Here is a 19,431-nt window from a genome sequence, read left to right on the forward strand (position 1 = left end):
TTTTCCTTAATTTTTTCAGGGAATTTTGTAATCAAATGAAAAGCAGGAAATTCCGATTTTAAAGTGATTTCATCTCGTAATAGATTGTCTATTGCCTATTTATGATTTAAGCCACTTATTGTAATGAAGCCAAATGTGATTATTGACAAGATCCTCCCTACCTTAAATGAGAAGGATTACCCTTTGCTTGATTTGACATCTATCCTTGATGCTTCAAAAATTTCTCAGAAAGATTTTTTCACAGTTTATTCCAACCTAGATGACTTTACTATAAAAGCATTCTATCAACTATGTGCTGAAGCAGATGAGTTATTCAAAGAAATGGGCAAACCTACAGCCCCCTTATACAGCTTATTCAGTAATATGGATGAGCTATTAAATTTACATCTAAAGTATCGTTTTTTTATTACAAACCTCTTGGAATTAATTAAGCGCCACGAACCTATACGAGACCGATACCTGGATATGATTGCTGTAAGAAAATCCCAATTGATACACCTTTTCACCCAAATGGCGACCGAAGGTTTTTTTGTCAAAGAAAGGTTTCCTGGGAATTTTGAAAATCTTTCCACCCAAATATTCATGCTTGCCGATTATTGGCTAAGCCACAACCAGTCTGTATTTGGGCCTGAGGATATCCGTTTACGCTTTTACAGCAAACTTATTTCTTCGATGATTGTACCTTATTTGACTGAAAAGGGAATGGCGGAATATAAAAATAATTTGGGTTACGAAAAGGAGTTTAAATTGGTTTGACCATCAAGCGTCCTTATTGCTAAAGTCAAATAATTTTCGTTTTTCTTCTTTTGAAAGGTTATCATAGCCCTTGTCTGCAATTTTATCCAGAATGCGATCAATTTCTTCCTGAGTACTTCTACTTGTTGAAGCTGTAGTTGCGTCACTTTTCGTCGTTTTTTTCCTGGAAGACTCACCATCTCGTCGATAGGTTACCTTTACATTAGGCTTTTGGGAAAATAATTTCTCAAAAAATTGCCCAACAGCCTGAACAGGTTTACCAAGATCTACTCCTTTATTCAACTGAAGAATGTATATGAAACCCATGGCAGCTCCTCCTAAATGCGCCAGTTCACCACCAGCATTGGACCCAGCGGAATTTGCAAAGGCTACTAAAACATAGAAAATGGCAATGTATTTAATTTTAACTGCACCGATTAGAAGCAATTGAAATTGAGTATCTGGACGCAGAGTAGCAGCTGCCACCACGATGGCATATACACCGGCACTGGCCCCGAGCATTAGCGCACCATCTACTTTATCACTGAAATAGGGTGCAATATTATAAATTATTACATATAGTAATCCTCCAGCGATTCCGCCAAGAATATACAAATTAACCAATTTCCTACTGCCAAGGTATTCTTGAACCAAGAGCCCGAACCAATAAAGAAACAACAAATTAAATATTATATGAAAAAAGCCTTCGTGCAAAAACATGTAACTTATGATGGCCCAAGGCTGCATAAGAAACTGTGAAACTGAAGCAGGCATCATGAAAAAGGAAATGATGGAGCTATAAGTAGCTTCTGACCCACCTATGGTCAAAAATACCCTAAGCACCATTAATACCAAGAAAGCTATTAAATTAATTGCTATAATCTTGTAGAGACCATTGTCTTTGTGGTCAAATGCATGTCTGATATGGTACCAAAACCCTCCGTACATATTTTCTCTAATAAAAATTTTGTCTATCCTTTTTCCAATAAGTCACTAAGACAGCCCCTATCAATAATCCAGATAGGTGGGCAAAATGAGCGACATTGTCTGTGGGATTGGATACAAATATATTATAAACTGTGTATAGTCCATAGAACAATACAAGGTATTTTGCTCTTATAGGTATGGGAGGAAAGAGCAAAAACAATTGGGTATTGGGAAACAGCATCCCAAAAGCAATCAAAATTCCGAACAAAGCGCCTGAAGCTCCTACCATTGGAATATTGGCCTGTATATCTCTCACGCCTAACATATTCCTTTTTGCCCTCTCCTGCAATTCAGGATTGTCTCCATCACGACTGTATTCATCTATAAAGTCATAAATGCCTGTATTGAAAAGATGGCTATTGCTTGAAACAAAGCGATTGAACTCTTCAGGGTCAGGATCTGCTGTAAAAGCTTCAATTTTATCATTCAATTTACCCATGTTATAAGCCGTGTATCCAGAATACAACACACCGGAACCAACACCGCAGACCATCCATAAGATGAGTAATTTTTTAGGGCCAAGAAACTGCTCAAGCAAAGGGCCAAAAACAAATAGGCCAAACATATTGCTTAATAAATGCCAAAAATCTGCATGCATAAACATGTAGGTGACAAATTGAAAAGGCATAAAAAACTTGCTTTCTATGTAATATAAGGCAAAAAGCCCTTTTAATTGCGGAAGAAAAAAGGAAGCTATTACGTGCATGCCCACCGTGATCATCAATAGGTTTTTCACAATGGGAGTAAGGGCTCTAAACATAAGTTCTTATTTTGGTTCAGGAATAAAAAAAGCGATCGATTTTATTTAAATCCAATTTGATAAAGGTTTTGTTCCCCTCAGGACTATAATTTGGATTTTGACAGGCAAACAATTGGCCTGCAAGATTTTCCATTTCCTGGTTTTGGAGCTTGTCACCTCTTTTAATGGAGGTCTTTTTAGCCAATGACCTGGCAAGGTTCTCTTTCCTATTCAGGGAAAGTTCATTTTTAAAATGCTTGAACTGCTCCAATAGTTCTTCAAACAATATTTTTTCACTGGTAATATGAATATCAGCTGGCACACCATTGATAAGAATCGCATGCTGCCCAAATTCAGTCAATTGAAAACCCAAGTCATTTAGTTCTTCTTTTAGGTCCATAACCAAAGAGAAATCCGCAGGACTTAGCCTAATATTTTGCGGAAAGAGACATTGCTGAGAGGCACCTTTTGACTGATCCAGTTGATTGGCATAACGCTCATACAAGATTCGCTGGTGTGTCGCTTGCTGGTCAAAGATAAGGAGACCTGAGGAGGTTTGGGTAATGATATAGGCATTATCCACCTGAAAGGTATTCCCCGCACCAATGGAAGGTTTACTAATGTCATTTGTAGTAAACTCCTCTTTGCTATTAACTTTACTGGAAAATGTCTTAAGTTCTTGCTGACCAGAACTTTCTTTTTCGGGATCAAAATTAATAGCCCGATCTTCATGGTCATTTTGAAACATTTGTTCCCAGCCCTTAACGTCCTTATTCGCCAGACCTGGTCCTCTATAGGTCCTGTAATTGTTCTCCAAGCCTACTTCTTTTCTCTTTTCGGTATCACGACTCCAGTTGTCTGTGAAATTTACATCCAGGCTGAAGTCTATGGTGGGCACCACATGATGTGCTCCCAAGGCTTGCTTTACTGCAGCCCTTACAACGCCATATATGGTTCTTTCATCGTCAAATTTTATTTCCGTTTTTGTAGGATGGACATTTATATCTATGTGCTTGGGATCAATTTCCAGAAAAAGCACATAAAATGGATGGTGGTCATGTCCAATCAAAGACTCAAAAGCCGTACTGACCGCATGCCCCAAGTAATTGCTCTTTATATAGCGGTTATTCACAAAGAAATATTGGTCTCCTCGTGATTTTCTCGCTTGTTCAGGCTTACCTATATATCCGTGAATATTAATGTGTGGAGATTCTTCCTGACAAATGATAAGCTTATCTCGGTATTGCTTGCCGAAAATCCCTACAATTCTTTTACTTAATTTCCCACCAGCTAACTTAAAAAGCTCCATGTCGTTTTGGTAAAAAGAAAACGAGACTTTCGGGTAGGCCAAGGCTACCCGCTGAAATTCTTCTACCAGGTGTTTTGTTTCTACAGCATTTGATTTAAGAAAATTTCGCCTTGCAGGAACGTTGCAAAACAAGTTCTTAACAGAAACAGAGGTTCCCCTCTGGTATACAATTGGTTCTTGTTTTCTAACCGTCGAACTGTCTATCTGAATTAAGGTACCCAATTCATCTTCGTCCCTTTTAGTCTTTAACTCCACCTGGGATACCGCCGCGATAGAAGCCATTGCCTCTCCCCTAAAGCCGTGAGTCTTGATATTAAAAAGATCATCGGACTTTCTGATTTTGGAGGTTGCATGTCTTTCAAAACACATTCTAGCATCTGTAATCGACATGCCCAAGCCATCATCTATTACCTGAATAAGTGATTTTCCACCATCCTTAATTACTACCTGTATGGATTCAGCATGTGCATCAATGGCATTTTCCAAAAGCTCTTTCAAGGCTGAAGCCGGTCTTTGCACTACTTCACCAGCCGCTATTTGGTTGGCGATGGCATCCGGCAACAGTTGAATTAAATCATTCATTTTTCTTTCGCGGTTTTAACCTTAAGAAGGCAAATAATAATCCTCCGGCAACAGCCAAATAAAAGAAATAATACACAACCACAGGGCCAAGATAAATGTATGATCCAAAGCCGCCAACAAGTAATACGATTATTATCATACGGATCAACCCTGTGTTATCCATGATGTTTGAAGGTTGCTTTTTGATTGGGCTCCCACTGGTGAATGCGCCCCGGATACTTGAATGGTTTCCTGAAACCCTTCTCTCCAGCAATGCTTCCTCTTCAGGGCTAAGCACTCCACTCCTCTCCAAATCCCGCTTGATCATTTCCGTCCTGCCTTTTATCTCTTCCTTTACCGGATCGTAATGTCTTGGGTTGATATTGAACCTACTTGGCCGATTTATTCTAAATATGGATGGAAAATTCATTTTGTCTGATTTTAAATTGCTATATCATTGTCAAATTCAACAAGCAGGTCCTTTGGTTTTTCTTCGATAACTCCATAAAGACAACAAAACCAACTGAAACCTTAACTATCTAACTAATGTTTCATATAAAATTACTTCTGTTCATCACTTTTACGTAGGTAGAAGTAGGGAATTTACGTAAGTTTGAATCAAACGTTGTGTGATTAACACAAAGTTATTCTTAAATTATTACCAATAAAATTTTAACACCCCCATGTGGCAAAAAGTTTACGCAATGTTTTTCTGTTGTCTTCTTTTGATAGGATTGGTATCAGGTCACGACGTCTCCGAACCAAGAGACCCATTGGTTAGTGAAAATTCAGCAGCACAGCAGCATTGGGTAGACAGCGTTTTTAATAGCCTTAGCTTTGAGGAACGTCTTGGTCAGCTTTTTATGGTGGCCGCGTATTCAAATAAAGGGCAAGCACATGTTAACGCCATTTCTCAGCTGGTCGAAGATGAAAACCTTGGTGGAATCATATTTTTCCAGGGTGGGCCTGTAAGACAAGCGCACCTTACCAACCATTATCAATCCATCTCCAAAACCCCTCTCTTCATAGCTATGGATGCAGAATGGGGTATAGGCATGCGATTGGATAGTGTGTTGAATTTCCCAAAACAAATGACCTTGGGTGCCGCTAAAAATGATGCATTGGTCTACCAAATGGGGAAAGAAATTGCCCGACAGTTTAAAGAGATTGGGATGCATATCAATTTTGCTCCCGTAGTAGATGTAAACTCTAATCCATCGAACCCTGTCATAGGCTACCGCTCTTTTGGAGAGAAAAAGCAATTGGTAAGCAATAAATCCCTTTCTTACATGCGTGGAATGCAAGACAATGGCATCCTGGCAAATGCCAAACATTTCCCAGGTCATGGAGATACCAATTCAGATTCTCATTATACCACCCCTGTCATTAACAATAGCAAAGCGAGAATTGTGGATGTGGATTTGTACCCCTACCGAGAACTGATTAATGAAGGGTTGATGAGCATCATGGTTGCCCACCTCCACATTCCGAGTTTAGGAAGTGAGCCCAACCTTCCCACCACCTTATCACCCAAGGTAGTTACCCAATTACTAAAAGAAGAAATGCAATTTAAGGGGCTTATTTTCACTGATGCTCTCAATATGAAAGGGGTCAGCAGCCTTTACAAACCTGGAGAAGTGGAGCTCATGGCTCTACTTGCAGGCAATGATGTGTTGTTGTACGCAGAAGATGTACCCAAATCCAAAACACTGATCTTGCAAGCGGTGGAGGAAGGAAGGATCAGCCAAGAAGAAATAGACCAAAGGGTCAAAAAAATTCTGAACGCAAAATACTGGGCAGGATTGCACCAAAATCAACATGTAGACACTCACAAACTTGTTGAACGCCTTTCCAATTTTGGCACCAAAGCATTGATTGAACAAATGTACGCCTCCTCCCTAACAGTGGTAACAAATGAGAACCAACTGATACCTGTAAAACACCTGGAATTGGAAAAAATGGCCTCCCTTACACTTGGTAGAAAGGGTGAAACCTTTAAGGATTTTCTTGATAAATATGCAGAGTTTGAACATTTCACCCTAAGACCCAATAGCAACCAGAACAATTTTCAAGCCATGGAAAAAAACCTGGAAGGCTTTAGTACAATCGTTGTGGGAGTAATGGGAATGACCAATAATTCCAGGCGTAATTTTGGTTTAAAAAATGATGAAATAGCTTTTATAAAACGATTACAAGAAAATCACAAAGTAATAACTGTTGTCTTTGGAAATGCCTATTCCGCCAGCAAGTTTAAGGATCAGGAGAACCTGATTATCGCTTATGAGGAAAATGATTTTACAGAAAGCCTTGCTCCACAGGTTATCTTTGGCGGAAGAGAAAGCACTGGAAAGTTACCCATTAGCTTACAACATGCCTGGGCAGAAGGCCATGGTATAGAGACAGAAACTTTACAAAGGTTGGCTTATTCCACTCCGGAAGCTCAGGGAATGGACAGTAGGGAATTAATGAAAATTGATGGCCTTATGGAGAAGGCTATAGCACACAAAGCAACTCCCGGGGGATCTATCCTTATCGCAAAAAATGGTGCTGTAATTTTTGAAAAAACATATGGCCATTACGACTATACACATAAACAGCCCGTAACCGACAAAACCTTATATGACCTGGCCTCTCTTACTAAAGTCATGGCTACCACCCAAGCCATTATGTTTTTAAATAGCAGGGGCATGATTGATCTAGACGATCAACTCAAGGGTTACCTACCCGAATTGGCGGGCTCAAACAAAGGGGACATTACCATTCGCAATATACTGACACACGAAGCAGGACTGATCCCATACATACCCCACTTTAACAATACCCTTGAAGGGACCACTTGGAAGCCTGAGTATTACAGTCGCGAAAAAAATGAAAACTATTCCCTAGAAATAGCCGATGGCATTTATGGAAATAGCGCACTCCCAGACAGTGTATGGAAATGGACCGTTGCTTCCAACTTGAGATACAGTGGCACGAAAAGCAGTAAATACAGTTACAAATATTCAGATGTTGGGATGTATTTATTGCATCGGTTGGTTGAAACATTGGTAAATCAACCTATGAATGAGTTTTTAGAGCAGCAGTTTTATGCGCCATTGGGAATGTACCGGTTTGGATACCTTCCCTTACAAAGATTCAGTCCGGATCAAATTGCCCCCACTGAAGACGATCATATATTTAGAAAAACCCTGGTTCAGGGATATGTTCATGATCCAGGTGCCGCACTTTATGGTGGAGTTGCTGGCCATGCAGGACTTTTTGGCAACAGCAATGATGTAGCGAAATTAATGCAAATGATGCTCCAAAATGGAAAATATGGCACAGAGGAGCTAATCGACAAAGCCACCATAGCGCAATTTACCAGCAAGCAATCCTTTCAAAGTAGAAGGGGCTTGGGATGGGACAAACCAGATCCTAAAAAAGACAGAGGACCTACAGGAAACCTTACTTCTCCGAGTACATTTGGCCACACTGGGTTTACTGGAACTGCAGCCTGGGCCGACCCCGAACATCAATTAATTTATATTTTTCTATCCAATCGGGTACACCCGAATGCGGGAAACAACCAACTTTTAAGGGACAATGTTCGTTCTGACATTCAAGACATCATGTATAGCGCAATAAAAAATAGATTTCTTTTAGCTGATAAATGAACAAAAAGCTACTTGAGTGGTGTTTAAATTTCTGATATTAAAATCTCATCTAATTATTATAAAATGAAAATCGGGATAGTGTGTTACCCCACCTTTGGTGGTAGTGGTGTAGTTGCCACTGAATTGGGCAAAGCCCTTGCTGCTAAAGGTCATCAAATTCATTTTATCACTTACAGCCAACCCACAAGGTTGGATTTTTTTAGTGAAAATTTATTTTACCACGAAGTAGACATTAAAAGTTATCCTCTTTTTGACCACGCACCTTACGAACTAGCCCTGGCTAGCAAAATGGTAAATGTAGTCAAATATGAAGACTTAGACCTTTTGCATGTCCACTACGCTATTCCTCATGCCTCTGCAGCCTATATGGCAAAACAGATATTGAAAAAACAAGGCATAATCATTCCAGTTGTAACAACCCTTCATGGCACAGACATTACGCTAGTAGGGAAAGATCCAAGCTACGAACCAGTAGTAACATTTAGTATCAATGAATCTGATGGCGTAACGGCTGTTTCTGAAGACCTAAAAAAAGCAACCTTAATGCATTTTGAGGTAGACAACCATATTGAAGTAATCCCCAATTTCATAGACCTTAATCGGTTCAAAAGACAGAAAAAAGATCACTTCAAAAAAGCCATCTGCCCCAATGATGAAAAGTTGATGGTTCATACCTCCAACTTTAGGAAAGTAAAGCGAGTGCAAGATGTCATTAGGGTATTTTATGAAGTAAGAAAAACAATTCCTTCCAAACTACTGCTGGTAGGTGACGGTCCTGAAAGAGATAAAATGGAACGACTTTGCAGGGAATTAGGAACCTGTGAAGATGTTCGTTTTCTAGGAAAACTTGAAGCGGTAGAAGAGGTATTGTCTGTCGCTGATTTATTCCTCATGCCTTCTGAGAAAGAGAGCTTTGGTTTAGCAGCTCTTGAAGCCATGGCTTGTGAAGTACCGCTGCTGACAAGTAATGTAGGTGGAATCCCTGAGTTAAATATCGAAGGAGAAACTGGTTTTTTGTGTGAAATCGGTGACATCGCCACCATGACTGAAAAAGCTAAATATATACTTGCAGATGAAAACTTAGCAAATTTCAAGAAAAACGCGTTGGCCCGTGCAAAATCATTTGATGTTACCGCCATACTTCCTCTTTATGAAGCTTTTTATCAAAAAACAATAGAAAAGGTTTACTCGACCTTAAAAGATTGACGGAAAACAGTTTTTATTTTACGGATAAAATGAAACTAGTTACCATAGAAGTTACGTTAAATCACCAAACACTTAAATTCTGCCTTACTTTTTATTAAATTAGGCATTATAATTGAATAAGATGTTGGATAAAACCACAACCCTGTAATGAAAAAAATTGGAAGATTGGATCGGCCCGACAATAGTGGATCAGCCCAACTGTTCACCAACCCAGTTTTGGAAAAAATGAGCAGAACGCATATTAGCATACCAATTGCCTTATTTTTGGGCGTAGGCCTGTATTCGTTTTATATTGGAATTTCAACCACCACTATATCGTTTTTGCAAGCAGTATCTTTATTTCTGGGAGGATATTTCGTTTTCACCTTGGTAGAATACCTTCTTCACAGGTACCTGTATCACATGATTCCAGATACAAAATTCAAGGATAAACTTCAATACAATGTGCATGGGGTACACCATGATTACCCTAGAGATAAAGATAGGTTGGCTATGCCTCCGTTTATTTCCGGGCTTTATGCAGTAATTCTATATTTCTTGTTCAACTTTTTAATGGGAGACCTGTCTTGGTATTTTCTTCCCGGATTCCTAGTTGGCTATTCATCTTATCTCGGCGTACATTACGTCGTTCATGCTTTCCAACCACCCAAAAACTTTTTTAAAGTCTTATGGGTCAATCATGCGATTCACCACTATAAAGATCCGGATGTAGCATTTGGGGTCAGCACTACATTATGGGACCATGTATTTGGCACTTTCCCCAAAAAATAACGAGTCAATATTTAATTCAGGTCGATTTGCCTTGACAAAGCTCAAATAGTGATAATTTATAATTTTAAAGTTTTTGCTTAGGGTAGGAAACCAAAGTAGTCGCTTATAAGCGTTTCAAGTGAATTATTTTATTGAAATATTCCGATTGAATAAAGAAGGCAATCTCTAAAACCTACAAAAGGTTATAAGATTCAATCCTTTCATACTCCACCCAATTGACTAGATTCATCGTCCTAACAAATGTATCATAAGTTGAGTAATGCGCAATTGATGTCCTTTTATGGTCTATAGTACCTGAAATTCTTGAAAAAGAATTCTTCTATTTAAAATGATTTCTATCCATTTGTAGTTTTGGTAATTGTTCTTAATAGGTTTTGTTATTCAAATAGAAAAAGGATCAAATGACTGTTAGTATTGTAGGATTGGGATGGTTGGGTATGCCCCTTGCTGAGGCCTTTCAGCAAATAGGGGTAAATGTAAAGGGAACGACTACTAGCCTTGAGAAAAAGCAATCATTGGAGCAACTAGGCATTGTTTGTGAAAATCTCAATTTAACGCCTGAACTATCAGGTCCAGTACCTAAGAATATTTTTGATACCGATATTTTATTTATCAACCTCCCTCCTTCTACCCGAACGAAGCCTTCAGGATATCATCCGAGGCAGATAGAAATCATAAAGGCTTTGGCTATAGCGCATGGCGTTAAGAAAATTATTTACATCAGTGCCACATCTGTATATCCTACAAATAATCAAGTTGCTAAAGAATCAGATGCACTAGATATAAACAATACTGGTAACCAGGCCCTCTTTATTGCGGAGCAAATTTTACAGAAAGACAAAACCTACGATTTAACCATTGTGCGTTTTGGGGGTTTGTTAGGGGATGATAGAATTCCAGGGAAATATTTCTCAGGTAAGGAGAACGTTTCTGGCGACGTTCCAGTGAATTATATTCATCGAAAAGATGCAGTAAAATCGATTTTATGGCTTGTTGAACACAGTTTATGGAATGAAACCTATAATATTGTCTCCCCTGAGCACCCCTGCAAAAAGAAAGTCTTTGAAAAAAATGCTACTGATTTAGGTTTTCCGCCACCAGCTTCCTACGCAAATGCAGGCGCACAAGCCTGGAAAGAAATTTCCTCGGAAAAATGGTGTAAAACCAATTTTCAATTTATTCATGACAACCCACTCAGTTTCACCTATTCTTCTGAGGTAAAACCTTGAACTCATTGAATCTAAACGCAGTTTTGTATACCCAAATTTCTCAAAATCATTTTATACTGGAAGCTGCCCCTATAAAAAATAAAAAAATTTCTCAATTCGTCTTAAATATGGCTTGGCAATTCCAAAGCAACTTTTAAAAAACCCTATGGTTGCGAATTTAATTTTTTTATCGAAAAAATGACGTACTATTATATGGTGACCAAATTTAATTAGTATTGATAATCAGCTATATTCGTTAACCCGAATAAGCGGTTTTTATTAAATAACTTATTAACCTAATTTTGCCTCGCAATATATAAATAACCTCATGGATAAATACTCTTATATTTCCAATGCCCATGTAGCTTACATTGATGAGTTATATGAGGACTATAAAAAAGACCCCGAAGCGATAGACGGCAGTTGGAAAGCTTTTTTTGATGGATTCGATTTTGCCATAAACAAATTTGGCGAGGAAGAAAGCAGAGGAGATGCCCCAAACGCATCTCAACCTTTGAATGGCAACCTGGCCACAAAGGGCACCATTATGGACATGGAACAACTGCCTAAGGAAATCAAGGTAAGAGCATTGATCCATGCCTATAGAACCAGAGGTCACCTAAGGTCTACGACAAACCCAGTAAGGGAAAGAAGAGATCGCCATGCCTTACTGGACTTAAAAGATTTCGGCTTAGAGAAAACAGACCTGGATACCGTATTTCAAGCTGGAGATGAAATTGGTGTAGGTGAGGCAAAATTATCCAAAATAATAGACTCTCTTAAGATTATCTACGAAGGCTCTATGGGCTTTGAGTACATGTATATTAGAGATCCTGAAATGTTGGATTGGTTTAGAATCATGATTGAAAAAGAATCACTTGAATTCAACCCACCATTAGAGGATAAAAAAAATATTCTATTTAAATTAAATGAAGCAGTCGTTTTTGAAAACTTTTTGCATACCAAATACATCGGCCAAAAAAGGTTTTCATTAGAAGGAGGAGAAAGCACCATTCCTTTCTTAGATGCACTGATAAACAAAGCATCAGACCTAGGGGTAGAAGAGATGATGATCGGTATGGCGCACAGAGGTCGGTTGAATGTTTTGGCCAATGTTATGGGCAAGACTTACGAACAGATTTTCTCTGAATTTGAAGGCACCGCCACACCGGACCTTACCATGGGAGATGGAGATGTAAAATACCATATGGGCTTCTCTTCTGAAGTTCCAACGAGAAATGGTAAACTAATGATTTTAAAATTGGCTCCCAATCCTTCCCACCTAGAGGCGGTAAACCCTGTAGTAGAAGGTTTTGTTAGAGCTAAAATAGATGACCACTATAAGGGAGACGAGGACAAGGTAATTCCTGTTCTTATCCATGGAGATGCTGCTGTTGCCGGCCAGGGAATTGTATACGAAGTCACCCAGATGGCTAATTTGAAAGGCTACAATACTGGAGGAACCATACATTTTGTAATCAATAATCAGGTAGGATTTACGACAGATTTTGATGATGCCAGAAGCTCCATCTATTGTACTGATGTAGCTAAGATAATCGATGCGCCTGTTATACACGTGAATGGAGATGATCCGGAAGCCGTGGTATTTGCTGCCAAAATCGCAGTAGAGTTCCGTCAAAAATTCAATCAGGACATATTCATTGACATGGTATGCTACAGAAGGCATGGCCACAACGAGTCCGATGAACCTAAGTTTACGCAACCAGAGCTGTACAATATCATCTCGAAACATCCCAACCCACGAGAAATTTACAATAAAACGCTTCTTGATAGGGGTCAGGTAGATGCCAAGCTTGCCAAGCAGATGGACAAAGAATTCCGTCAACTGCTACAAGATAGGCTTGCAATGGTTAAGGTGAAGCCACTTCCTTATACCATTTCACCATTTGAAATGGCTTGGAAAGCATTGGATTATTCCAAACCTGAGGATTTTGAAAAATCCCCTGAAACTGCAATAAGTACTGAAGCCATTGAAAAGGTAGCAGAGGCTTTGACCATACTTCCAAAAGGATTTAAACCTATCAAGCAAATAGAAGCGCAACTCAAGCAGAGGAAGGATATGTTCTTCCAAAGCAAATCACTCAACTGGGCTGCTGCAGAGCTTTTGGCTTATGGTTCATTATTGCTGGATGGTAAAACGGTAAGGATGACTGGCCAGGATTGCGAGCGTGGGACCTTTTCTCATCGTCATGCCGTCGTTCACGATGCAAATACTAACAAGCCTTATGACTCTTTAAGAGAATTAAAGGACAGTAAAGGTAAATTCTATATCTACAATTCCCTTTTATCGGAATATGCAGTATTGGGCTTTGAATATGGTTATTCTATGGCCAATCCTAATGCGCTAAATATTTGGGAGGCCCAATTTGGAGACTTTGCAAATGGAGCACAAACCATGATCGACCAATTCATTACCTCTGGTGAATCGAAATGGCAAAAGATGAATGGTTTGGTTATGCTTTTACCACATGGCTACGAAGGTCAGGGACCAGAGCACTCTAATGCAAGACCAGAAAGATTTCTTCAGTTAGCTGCTGAATACAATATTATCGTAGCCAATATCACTGAACCATCTAATTTCTTTCACCTATTGCGACGCCAGTTGACATGGAATTTCAGAAAGCCTTGCATCGTAATGTCCCCAAAATCATTGCTTCGTCACCCTAAAGTGATGTCGCCTCTAAGTGAATTCACAAGTGGTAATTTTAGAGAGGTACTGTTAGATGAGACTACAAACCCTAAAAAGGTTAATAGGGTGGTGCTTTGCTCCGGTAAAATCTATTATGAATTGATCGAAATGAGGGAAAAGGAGAAAGTTGAAGACGTTGCCATCATTCGTGTGGAACAACTTCATCCGCTACCTAAAAATCAAATTCTTAATGCAATTAAGGCTTATAACAAAGATGTCGAGACGATTTGGCTTCAAGAAGAGCCAGAGAATATGGGTTACTGGGCATTTATAGTAAGGAATCTGTATAAGGATTTAAACATGAATGTCATTGCCAGAAAACCAAGTGCTTCGCCAGCAACAGGGTACCATAAAGTACATCTGGTAGAACAAAAGCAAATTTTGGAAAAAGCTTTGAAAATAAATCCTTAATTTCCCATTTCTTTTATCATTTATACATTAAATTTTGAAATTCTCGCCCGGAAACACTTTAAATCCCGGGAAAAAATCAAATAACCGATGAGTATAGTAACCAAAGTCCCTGCAGTAGGAGAATCCATCACCGAAGTAACCATAGGTCAATGGTTTAAAAAAGATGGTGAATTTGTAGAAATGGATGAAGTCATTTGTGAACTGGAATCCGATAAAGCTACTTTCGAGCTTACGGCCGAATCTTCAGGAGTGCTTTATACCAAAGCTGATGAGGGAGACACGCTCGAAATCGGAGCAGTCATTTGTGAAATTGACACTGAAGGAAAAGAGCAAGAAGCTACTGAAGACACAGAAGTGGTTGCCTCGGAGGAAAAAACGAGTAATTCAAGTAGCCCTGCACCTTCTAAAAGCAGTGGTGAAGTCAAAGAAATGCACGTTCCTGCAGTAGGTGAATCCATTACTGAAGTCACTTTGGCCTCATGGATCAAAACCGATGGCGATTATGTGGAATTGGATGAAATAATTGCTGAAGTAGATTCTGATAAAGCTACTTTTGAATTGCCAGCCGAAGCTTCTGGAATCCTAAGGCATGTAGCGGGTGAAGGGGATACATTGGAGATCGGTGGATTAATTTGTAAAATAGAAGTAAGGGATGGTGCCCCTGAGGCATCAAATGAGGCCTCTGGAAATGCGGGCGCAAATGCCTCTGAAGATAAAAAACCTACAGGCAACGAGACTTATGCCACAGGCCATGCTTCTCCAGCAGCCAGTAAAATATTGTCAGAAAAAGGGGTAGACCCAGCAACTGTAAAAGGTTCGGGGAAGGATGGACGAATCACCAAGGAAGATGCTGAAAAAGCAGAGAAAGCAAAACCAGCAGCTCCAGCAACAGCTAAAAATGCATCTAAACCTGCCGCTACAGATAATAAAGACACTGCCGTAAAAGGAGAACGTGGGGAACGAAGAGAGAAAATGACCTCTCTAAGAAAGACCATCTCCAGAAGATTGGTGGCTGTGAAGAATGAAACAGCCATGCTGACCACTTTCAATGAGGTCAACATGAAGCCAATAATGGATATTAGAAAACAATACAAAGACAAGTTTAAAGAACGGTATGAAGTTAACCTTGGCTTTATGTCTTTCTTTACAAAAGCTGCTTGCATAGCACTGGAAGAATGGCCGGCAGTCAATGCACAAATTGATGGAAACGAAATCATTTATCACGATTATTGTGATATATCCATTGCTGTTTCCTCTCCAAAAGGATTGGTAGTACCTGTAATCAGAAATGCAGAAAACTTGTCCTTCTCTGGTGTGGAGAAAGAAGTTGTTCGCCTCGCTGTTAAAGCCCGTGATGGCAAATTGTCCATTGACGAAATGACTGGCGGAACATTTACATTGACCAACGGTGGAATATTCGGATCCATGATGTCTACCCCTATTATCAATGCCCCTCAGGCAGCAATACTGGGAATGCACAACATCGTAGAAAGACCAATGGCAGTGAATGGAGAGGTCAAGATTCTTCCAATGATGTATTTAGCACTTTCTTATGACCACAGAATCATTGACGGTAGAGAGTCGGTTAGCTTCCTTGTTCGCTTGAAAGAGCTTCTTGAAGATCCAGCTAGACTAATGCTAGGTATTTAAAATTGAATTGAAATATTTCCTGTCTAAAAATAAATAGGCGAGGTTCTAAAAGATGATATATAATGTATGACCTAATCGTAATCGGATCTGGACCAGGAGGCTATGTAGCTGCTATTAGAGCTGCTCAACTGGGAATGAAAACCGCTATAATAGAAAAATACCCAACCTTAGGAGGTACTTGCCTCAATGTTGGATGTATACCTTCCAAAGCACTTCTGGATTCTTCAGAACATTACCACAATGCTGCCCATACTTTTAAAAATCATGGTATAGACCTTAGTGCATTGAAAGTCAATTTCAAGCAGATGGTTACCAGAAAGCGTGAAGTAGTCAATCAAAATGTGGAAGGTATCCAATACCTGATGAAAAAAAATAAAATCGATGTTCATCAGGGAATCGGTTCATTCAAAGATAAAACAACGATAATCGTCACTAAGGATGACGGCAAAACGGAGGAATTAAAAGCAAAGAATACAATCATTGCTACAGGTTCTAAACCTTCAAGCCTTCCATTCATCACTTTGGACAAAGAGCGCATAATCACTTCCACTGAGGCCCTTGAGCTTAAAGAAATCCCAAAGCACTTGGTAATCATCGGTGGAGGAGTCATTGGTTTGGAACTAGGTTCAGTGTATGCAAGACTGGGAGCCAAAGTATCCGTAGTTGAATACATGGATGGACTTATTCCAACAATGGATAAAACCATGGGCAAAGAGCTTCAGAAATCACTCAAGAAACTTGGTTTCGAAGTTTACCTTAAGCATAAAGTAACTGCTGTAGAAAGAAAAGGTAAAGAAGTTACAGTATCAGCAGAAAACAGCAAAAAGGAAACCGTTAAAATCAAAGGGGATTATGTCCTGGTATCCATTGGCAGAAAACCTTATACTGACGGATTGAATGCAGCTGCAGCCGGCGTAAAAATCAACGAAAAAGGTCAGGTGGAAGTAGATGAACATTTGAAAACTTCTGCTGATAATATATACGCAATCGGTGATGTAGTAAAAGGCGCCATGTTGGCCCATAAGGCTGAAGAAGAAGGTGTATTTGTAGCTGAAACCTTGGCAGGACAGAAACCACATGTCAACTACTTGCTGATTCCAGGTGTGGTTTATACTTGGCCAGAAGTGGCTAGTGTTGGTTATACTGAAGAACAACTCAAAGAAAAAGGCAAGAAATTTAAGACAGGTAAATTTCCATTTATGGCTTCCGGCAGAGCACGTGCCAGTGGAGATGTAGATGGTTTGGTGAAAGTTTTGGCAGATGCTGAAACGGATGAGATTCTTGGAGTACACATGATTGGTCCTCGTACGGCTGATATGATTGCTGAGGCGGTTGTAGCCATGGAATACCGTGCGTCTGCAGAAGACATCGCCAGGATGTCACATGCCCACCCTACCTATACGGAGGCATTTAAAGAGGCATGCTTGGCCGCAACAGCCAATAGAGCCTTGCATATATAAAAACCACGAACACGCTTACACCAGCCCTTTGATTGACGTCAAAGGGCTTTTTTTATTAATATTGATAAGTGATAGTATTCAGAAGAGCCAAATCAATCTATAAAAAGAAGTTTTGGCCTTGGTCCAATTTATTCAAAGGGGACGATAAGTACTGGTATGTTTGATTTTTTAATGATTTCTGCAGACACACTACCCACAAATGCATTGTAAAAGAACCCATGCTGGTGATGTCCTGCCATTATCAGGTCCACATTCAATTTTTTAGATTCTTCTATTATCATTTCAATCGTTGCACCTTGCACAAGTAGCCCTTCCGAAACCACTCCTTTCTTTTTAAGGGCTGTACTGTACTCTTGCAGTTTTCGGTGTTCTTGCCGAAGGTCTTCTGCCCTACTGTCTCTTATGTATTGGGGGCCTACATCGTACCCTACAAAATCGGGATCTGGAGCAGCGATGTGCATTAGCCATAATTTAGAACCAAATGCTTCTGCCATTTGAACAGCTTTGTCTAATAATAGTGCTTCACTTTTATCGAAATCGATCGTAACTAAAATATTTTTCATGTCTAATTATTTTTATTGTCCGTTACGGTTTGGCAATGCTTCACCGCCCCAATTGCTAGAAATTAAACGGTGGACCCATTTCATAAACAGCCCCTTATAATTAGAGTCAAAATACATAAAAATTTCGATTGGTTCAATAGTCACCTCATTCGGAACATTGCAGAAAGGACCGAAAGTGATGTACCTGGGTACTTATATATCCAGCTGGTTGTTCTGCGACCTTTCTTCTAGCGGAATATCCAGGTTGATAATCGACTGCTCAAAAACAGCTTCTGCATTCTGCTTTATGCCTTTATAGACATTTTGCACAAGGGGGTCGGTTTTCAGTTTTTGCTTGAGCTTCCTCTCTATATCCTTGTTCAGGACAAGGCGAGGTGAGCCTTTTCTCAGGTTATTCTTAAGGTATTTTGCAGTAATAGGATTTTGCAGTTTCGAAGGCAAATGCTGGGCATTTAAGCCAGACCCTAAAAGCAAAAGTATAAAAACAGGCGAAAGCCAGCCGACAATTATTTTATTGAATACTTTCATCGTAAGTTAATTTTGGGTTTTATTTGACCGTTTTTATTCGTTAAAGTAATCTGCAAAAAACAGCAAATGGTACTTAATAGAGTTTGCCCAATAATCCCAACTGTGGCCTCCCGGACGTTCTGTGTAATTGTGGGGTATGTTTCTTTCCACTAATTTGGCATGTAACCGCTTATTGGCATCGTAAAAGAAATCGTCAATACCGCAATCGAATAGGAGTTTTAGGTCATCTCCTTTCAGTAGATGTACCATGTTAATAACCGTATTGTTTTCCCAATTTTCTTTGTGTTCCGCATAATCTCCCAAGCGTTTGTTTAAATCCCAGTTTTTTGGGAATGGGCGAATGTCTACTCCTCCACTCATGCTTCCTGCAGCTCCCCAGATATCCTGGTGCCTAAATGCCAGGTAAAAGGCCCCATGCCCTCCCATGCTCAAGCCTGTAATGGCTCTTCCGGATTTTTCCATAATGGTATTGTAGGTTTTGTCTATGGCTCCAGTTAATTCTTTAGATAAATAGGTTTCATAACGCATCTTTTCGTCCACTGGACTGTCAAAATACCAACTGGTGGCATTCCCGTCAGGGCATACAATGATCAAATTAAATTGGTCCGCATATTCTTTTATGGCAGGTACTTTGGATACCCAGTTTGTATGATCTCCACCTGCTCCATGAAGCAAATACAGTACAGGAAAACTTTTCTTTTGAGTAGCGTAACTGTCTGGTAGAATTACAATATTTGCAATGGACTTACTCATGGATTCACTTTCAACAAAGACCGTATCTACCTGAGAGGCTTTTAGTAAAAATACATTACAGCATACAAAAAGTAGGATTAATTTTAATTTCATGGTTTTGGTTTTAATTTTTTATTTAGGCTAGGAGTTGATTCTTTACCCTATCAAACTACTATTAAAAGTAACAATAAAAACCAAAGGATCAGTA

The 19,431-nt window shown here is 39.5% G+C and carries 15 protein-coding genes; 8 read left to right on the plus strand and 7 right to left on the minus strand.

Annotation, left to right across the window (positions count from 1 at the left end; translation table 11 throughout):
• Positions 1-123 precede the first annotated feature (123 nt).
• Positions 124-756, plus strand: coding sequence for a TetR/AcrR family transcriptional regulator (locus tag AAC073_RS09965; protein ID WP_339923680.1), 633 nt, complete (start codon positions 124-126; stop codon positions 754-756).
• Between the two features lie 3 nt (positions 757-759).
• Here AAC073_RS09965 and AAC073_RS09970 read toward each other — a convergent pair whose 3' ends face one another.
• Genes AAC073_RS09970 through AAC073_RS09985 form a run of 4 tightly spaced genes read right to left on the minus strand, consistent with a single transcriptional unit; the run spans position 760 to position 4,761 of the window.
• Positions 760-1,683 carry a rhomboid family intramembrane serine protease gene (locus AAC073_RS09970; protein WP_339923681.1) on the minus strand — a complete coding sequence of 308 codons (924 nt, stop codon included), beginning with the start codon at positions 1,681-1,683 and terminating at the stop codon, positions 760-762.
• Positions 1,684-1,690: 7 nt separating this feature from the next.
• Entirely contained in the window at positions 1,691-2,482 is a 792-nt protein-coding gene (locus tag AAC073_RS09975; RefSeq protein ID WP_339923682.1) for a rhomboid family intramembrane serine protease, read from the minus strand.
• 16 nt (positions 2,483-2,498) lie between these two features.
• Positions 2,499-4,352, minus strand: a complete 1,854-nt coding sequence (gene mutL, locus AAC073_RS09980) for a DNA mismatch repair endonuclease MutL (RefSeq protein WP_339923683.1) — start codon at positions 4,350-4,352, stop codon at positions 2,499-2,501.
• A complete protein-coding gene (locus tag AAC073_RS09985) occupies positions 4,345-4,761 on the minus strand; it encodes a hypothetical protein (RefSeq protein ID WP_339923684.1) in 417 nt (138 codons plus the stop codon). Before AAC073_RS09985 ends, mutL begins: the two co-directional genes overlap by 8 nt.
• Positions 4,762-5,014: 253 nt before the next feature.
• Here AAC073_RS09985 and AAC073_RS09990 point away from each other — a divergent pair, with 253 nt between their 5' ends.
• The 7 genes from AAC073_RS09990 (at position 5,015) to lpdA (ending at position 17,400) form a co-directional block, all read left to right on the plus strand.
• Entirely contained in the window at positions 5,015-7,984 is a 2,970-nt protein-coding gene (locus tag AAC073_RS09990; protein ID WP_339923685.1) for a glycoside hydrolase family 3 N-terminal domain-containing protein, read from the plus strand.
• Between the two features lie 63 nt (positions 7,985-8,047).
• The gene (gene bshA / locus AAC073_RS09995; protein WP_339923686.1) at positions 8,048-9,190 is read left to right on the plus strand and encodes an N-acetyl-alpha-D-glucosaminyl L-malate synthase BshA; all 1,143 of its coding nucleotides are present in this window, start codon (positions 8,048-8,050) and stop codon (positions 9,188-9,190) included.
• Positions 9,191-9,337: 147 nt separating this feature from the next.
• The gene (locus AAC073_RS10000) at positions 9,338-9,961 is read left to right on the plus strand and encodes a sterol desaturase family protein (RefSeq protein WP_339923687.1); all 624 of its coding nucleotides are present in this window, start codon (positions 9,338-9,340) and stop codon (positions 9,959-9,961) included.
• Between the two features lie 401 nt (positions 9,962-10,362).
• Positions 10,363-11,190, plus strand: a complete 828-nt coding sequence (locus AAC073_RS10005; protein WP_339923688.1) for an epimerase — start codon at positions 10,363-10,365, stop codon at positions 11,188-11,190.
• Between the two features lie 307 nt (positions 11,191-11,497).
• The gene (locus tag AAC073_RS10010) at positions 11,498-14,290 is read left to right on the plus strand and encodes a 2-oxoglutarate dehydrogenase E1 component (protein WP_339923689.1); all 2,793 of its coding nucleotides are present in this window, start codon (positions 11,498-11,500) and stop codon (positions 14,288-14,290) included.
• Positions 14,291-14,377: 87 nt separating this feature from the next.
• Positions 14,378-15,940 (plus strand): 2-oxoglutarate dehydrogenase complex dihydrolipoyllysine-residue succinyltransferase, encoded by a 1,563-nt coding sequence (odhB, locus tag AAC073_RS10015; RefSeq protein ID WP_339923690.1) that lies wholly within the window; start codon positions 14,378-14,380, stop codon positions 15,938-15,940.
• 62 nt (positions 15,941-16,002) lie between these two features.
• Positions 16,003-17,400, plus strand: a complete 1,398-nt coding sequence (gene lpdA, locus AAC073_RS10020) for a dihydrolipoyl dehydrogenase (RefSeq protein WP_339923691.1) — start codon at positions 16,003-16,005, stop codon at positions 17,398-17,400.
• Between the two features lie 128 nt (positions 17,401-17,528).
• Here lpdA and AAC073_RS10025 read toward each other — a convergent pair whose 3' ends face one another.
• The 3 genes from AAC073_RS10025 to AAC073_RS10035 all read right to left on the minus strand — a co-directional run bounded on the left by AAC073_RS10025 (position 17,529) and on the right by AAC073_RS10035 (position 19,337).
• Positions 17,529-17,963 carry a universal stress protein gene (locus AAC073_RS10025; RefSeq protein ID WP_339923692.1) on the minus strand — a complete coding sequence of 145 codons (435 nt, stop codon included), beginning with the start codon at positions 17,961-17,963 and terminating at the stop codon, positions 17,529-17,531.
• Between the two features lie 192 nt (positions 17,964-18,155).
• The gene (locus tag AAC073_RS10030; RefSeq protein ID WP_339923693.1) at positions 18,156-18,491 is read right to left on the minus strand and encodes a hypothetical protein; all 336 of its coding nucleotides are present in this window, start codon (positions 18,489-18,491) and stop codon (positions 18,156-18,158) included.
• A gap of 33 nt (positions 18,492-18,524) precedes the next feature.
• Entirely contained in the window at positions 18,525-19,337 is an 813-nt protein-coding gene (locus AAC073_RS10035; RefSeq protein WP_339923694.1) for an alpha/beta hydrolase family protein, read from the minus strand.
• Positions 19,338-19,431: the final 94 nt, after the last annotated feature.

Source organism: uncultured Cyclobacterium sp., assembly GCF_963977555.1.
GTDB lineage: Bacteria > Bacteroidota > Bacteroidia > Cytophagales > Cyclobacteriaceae > Cyclobacterium.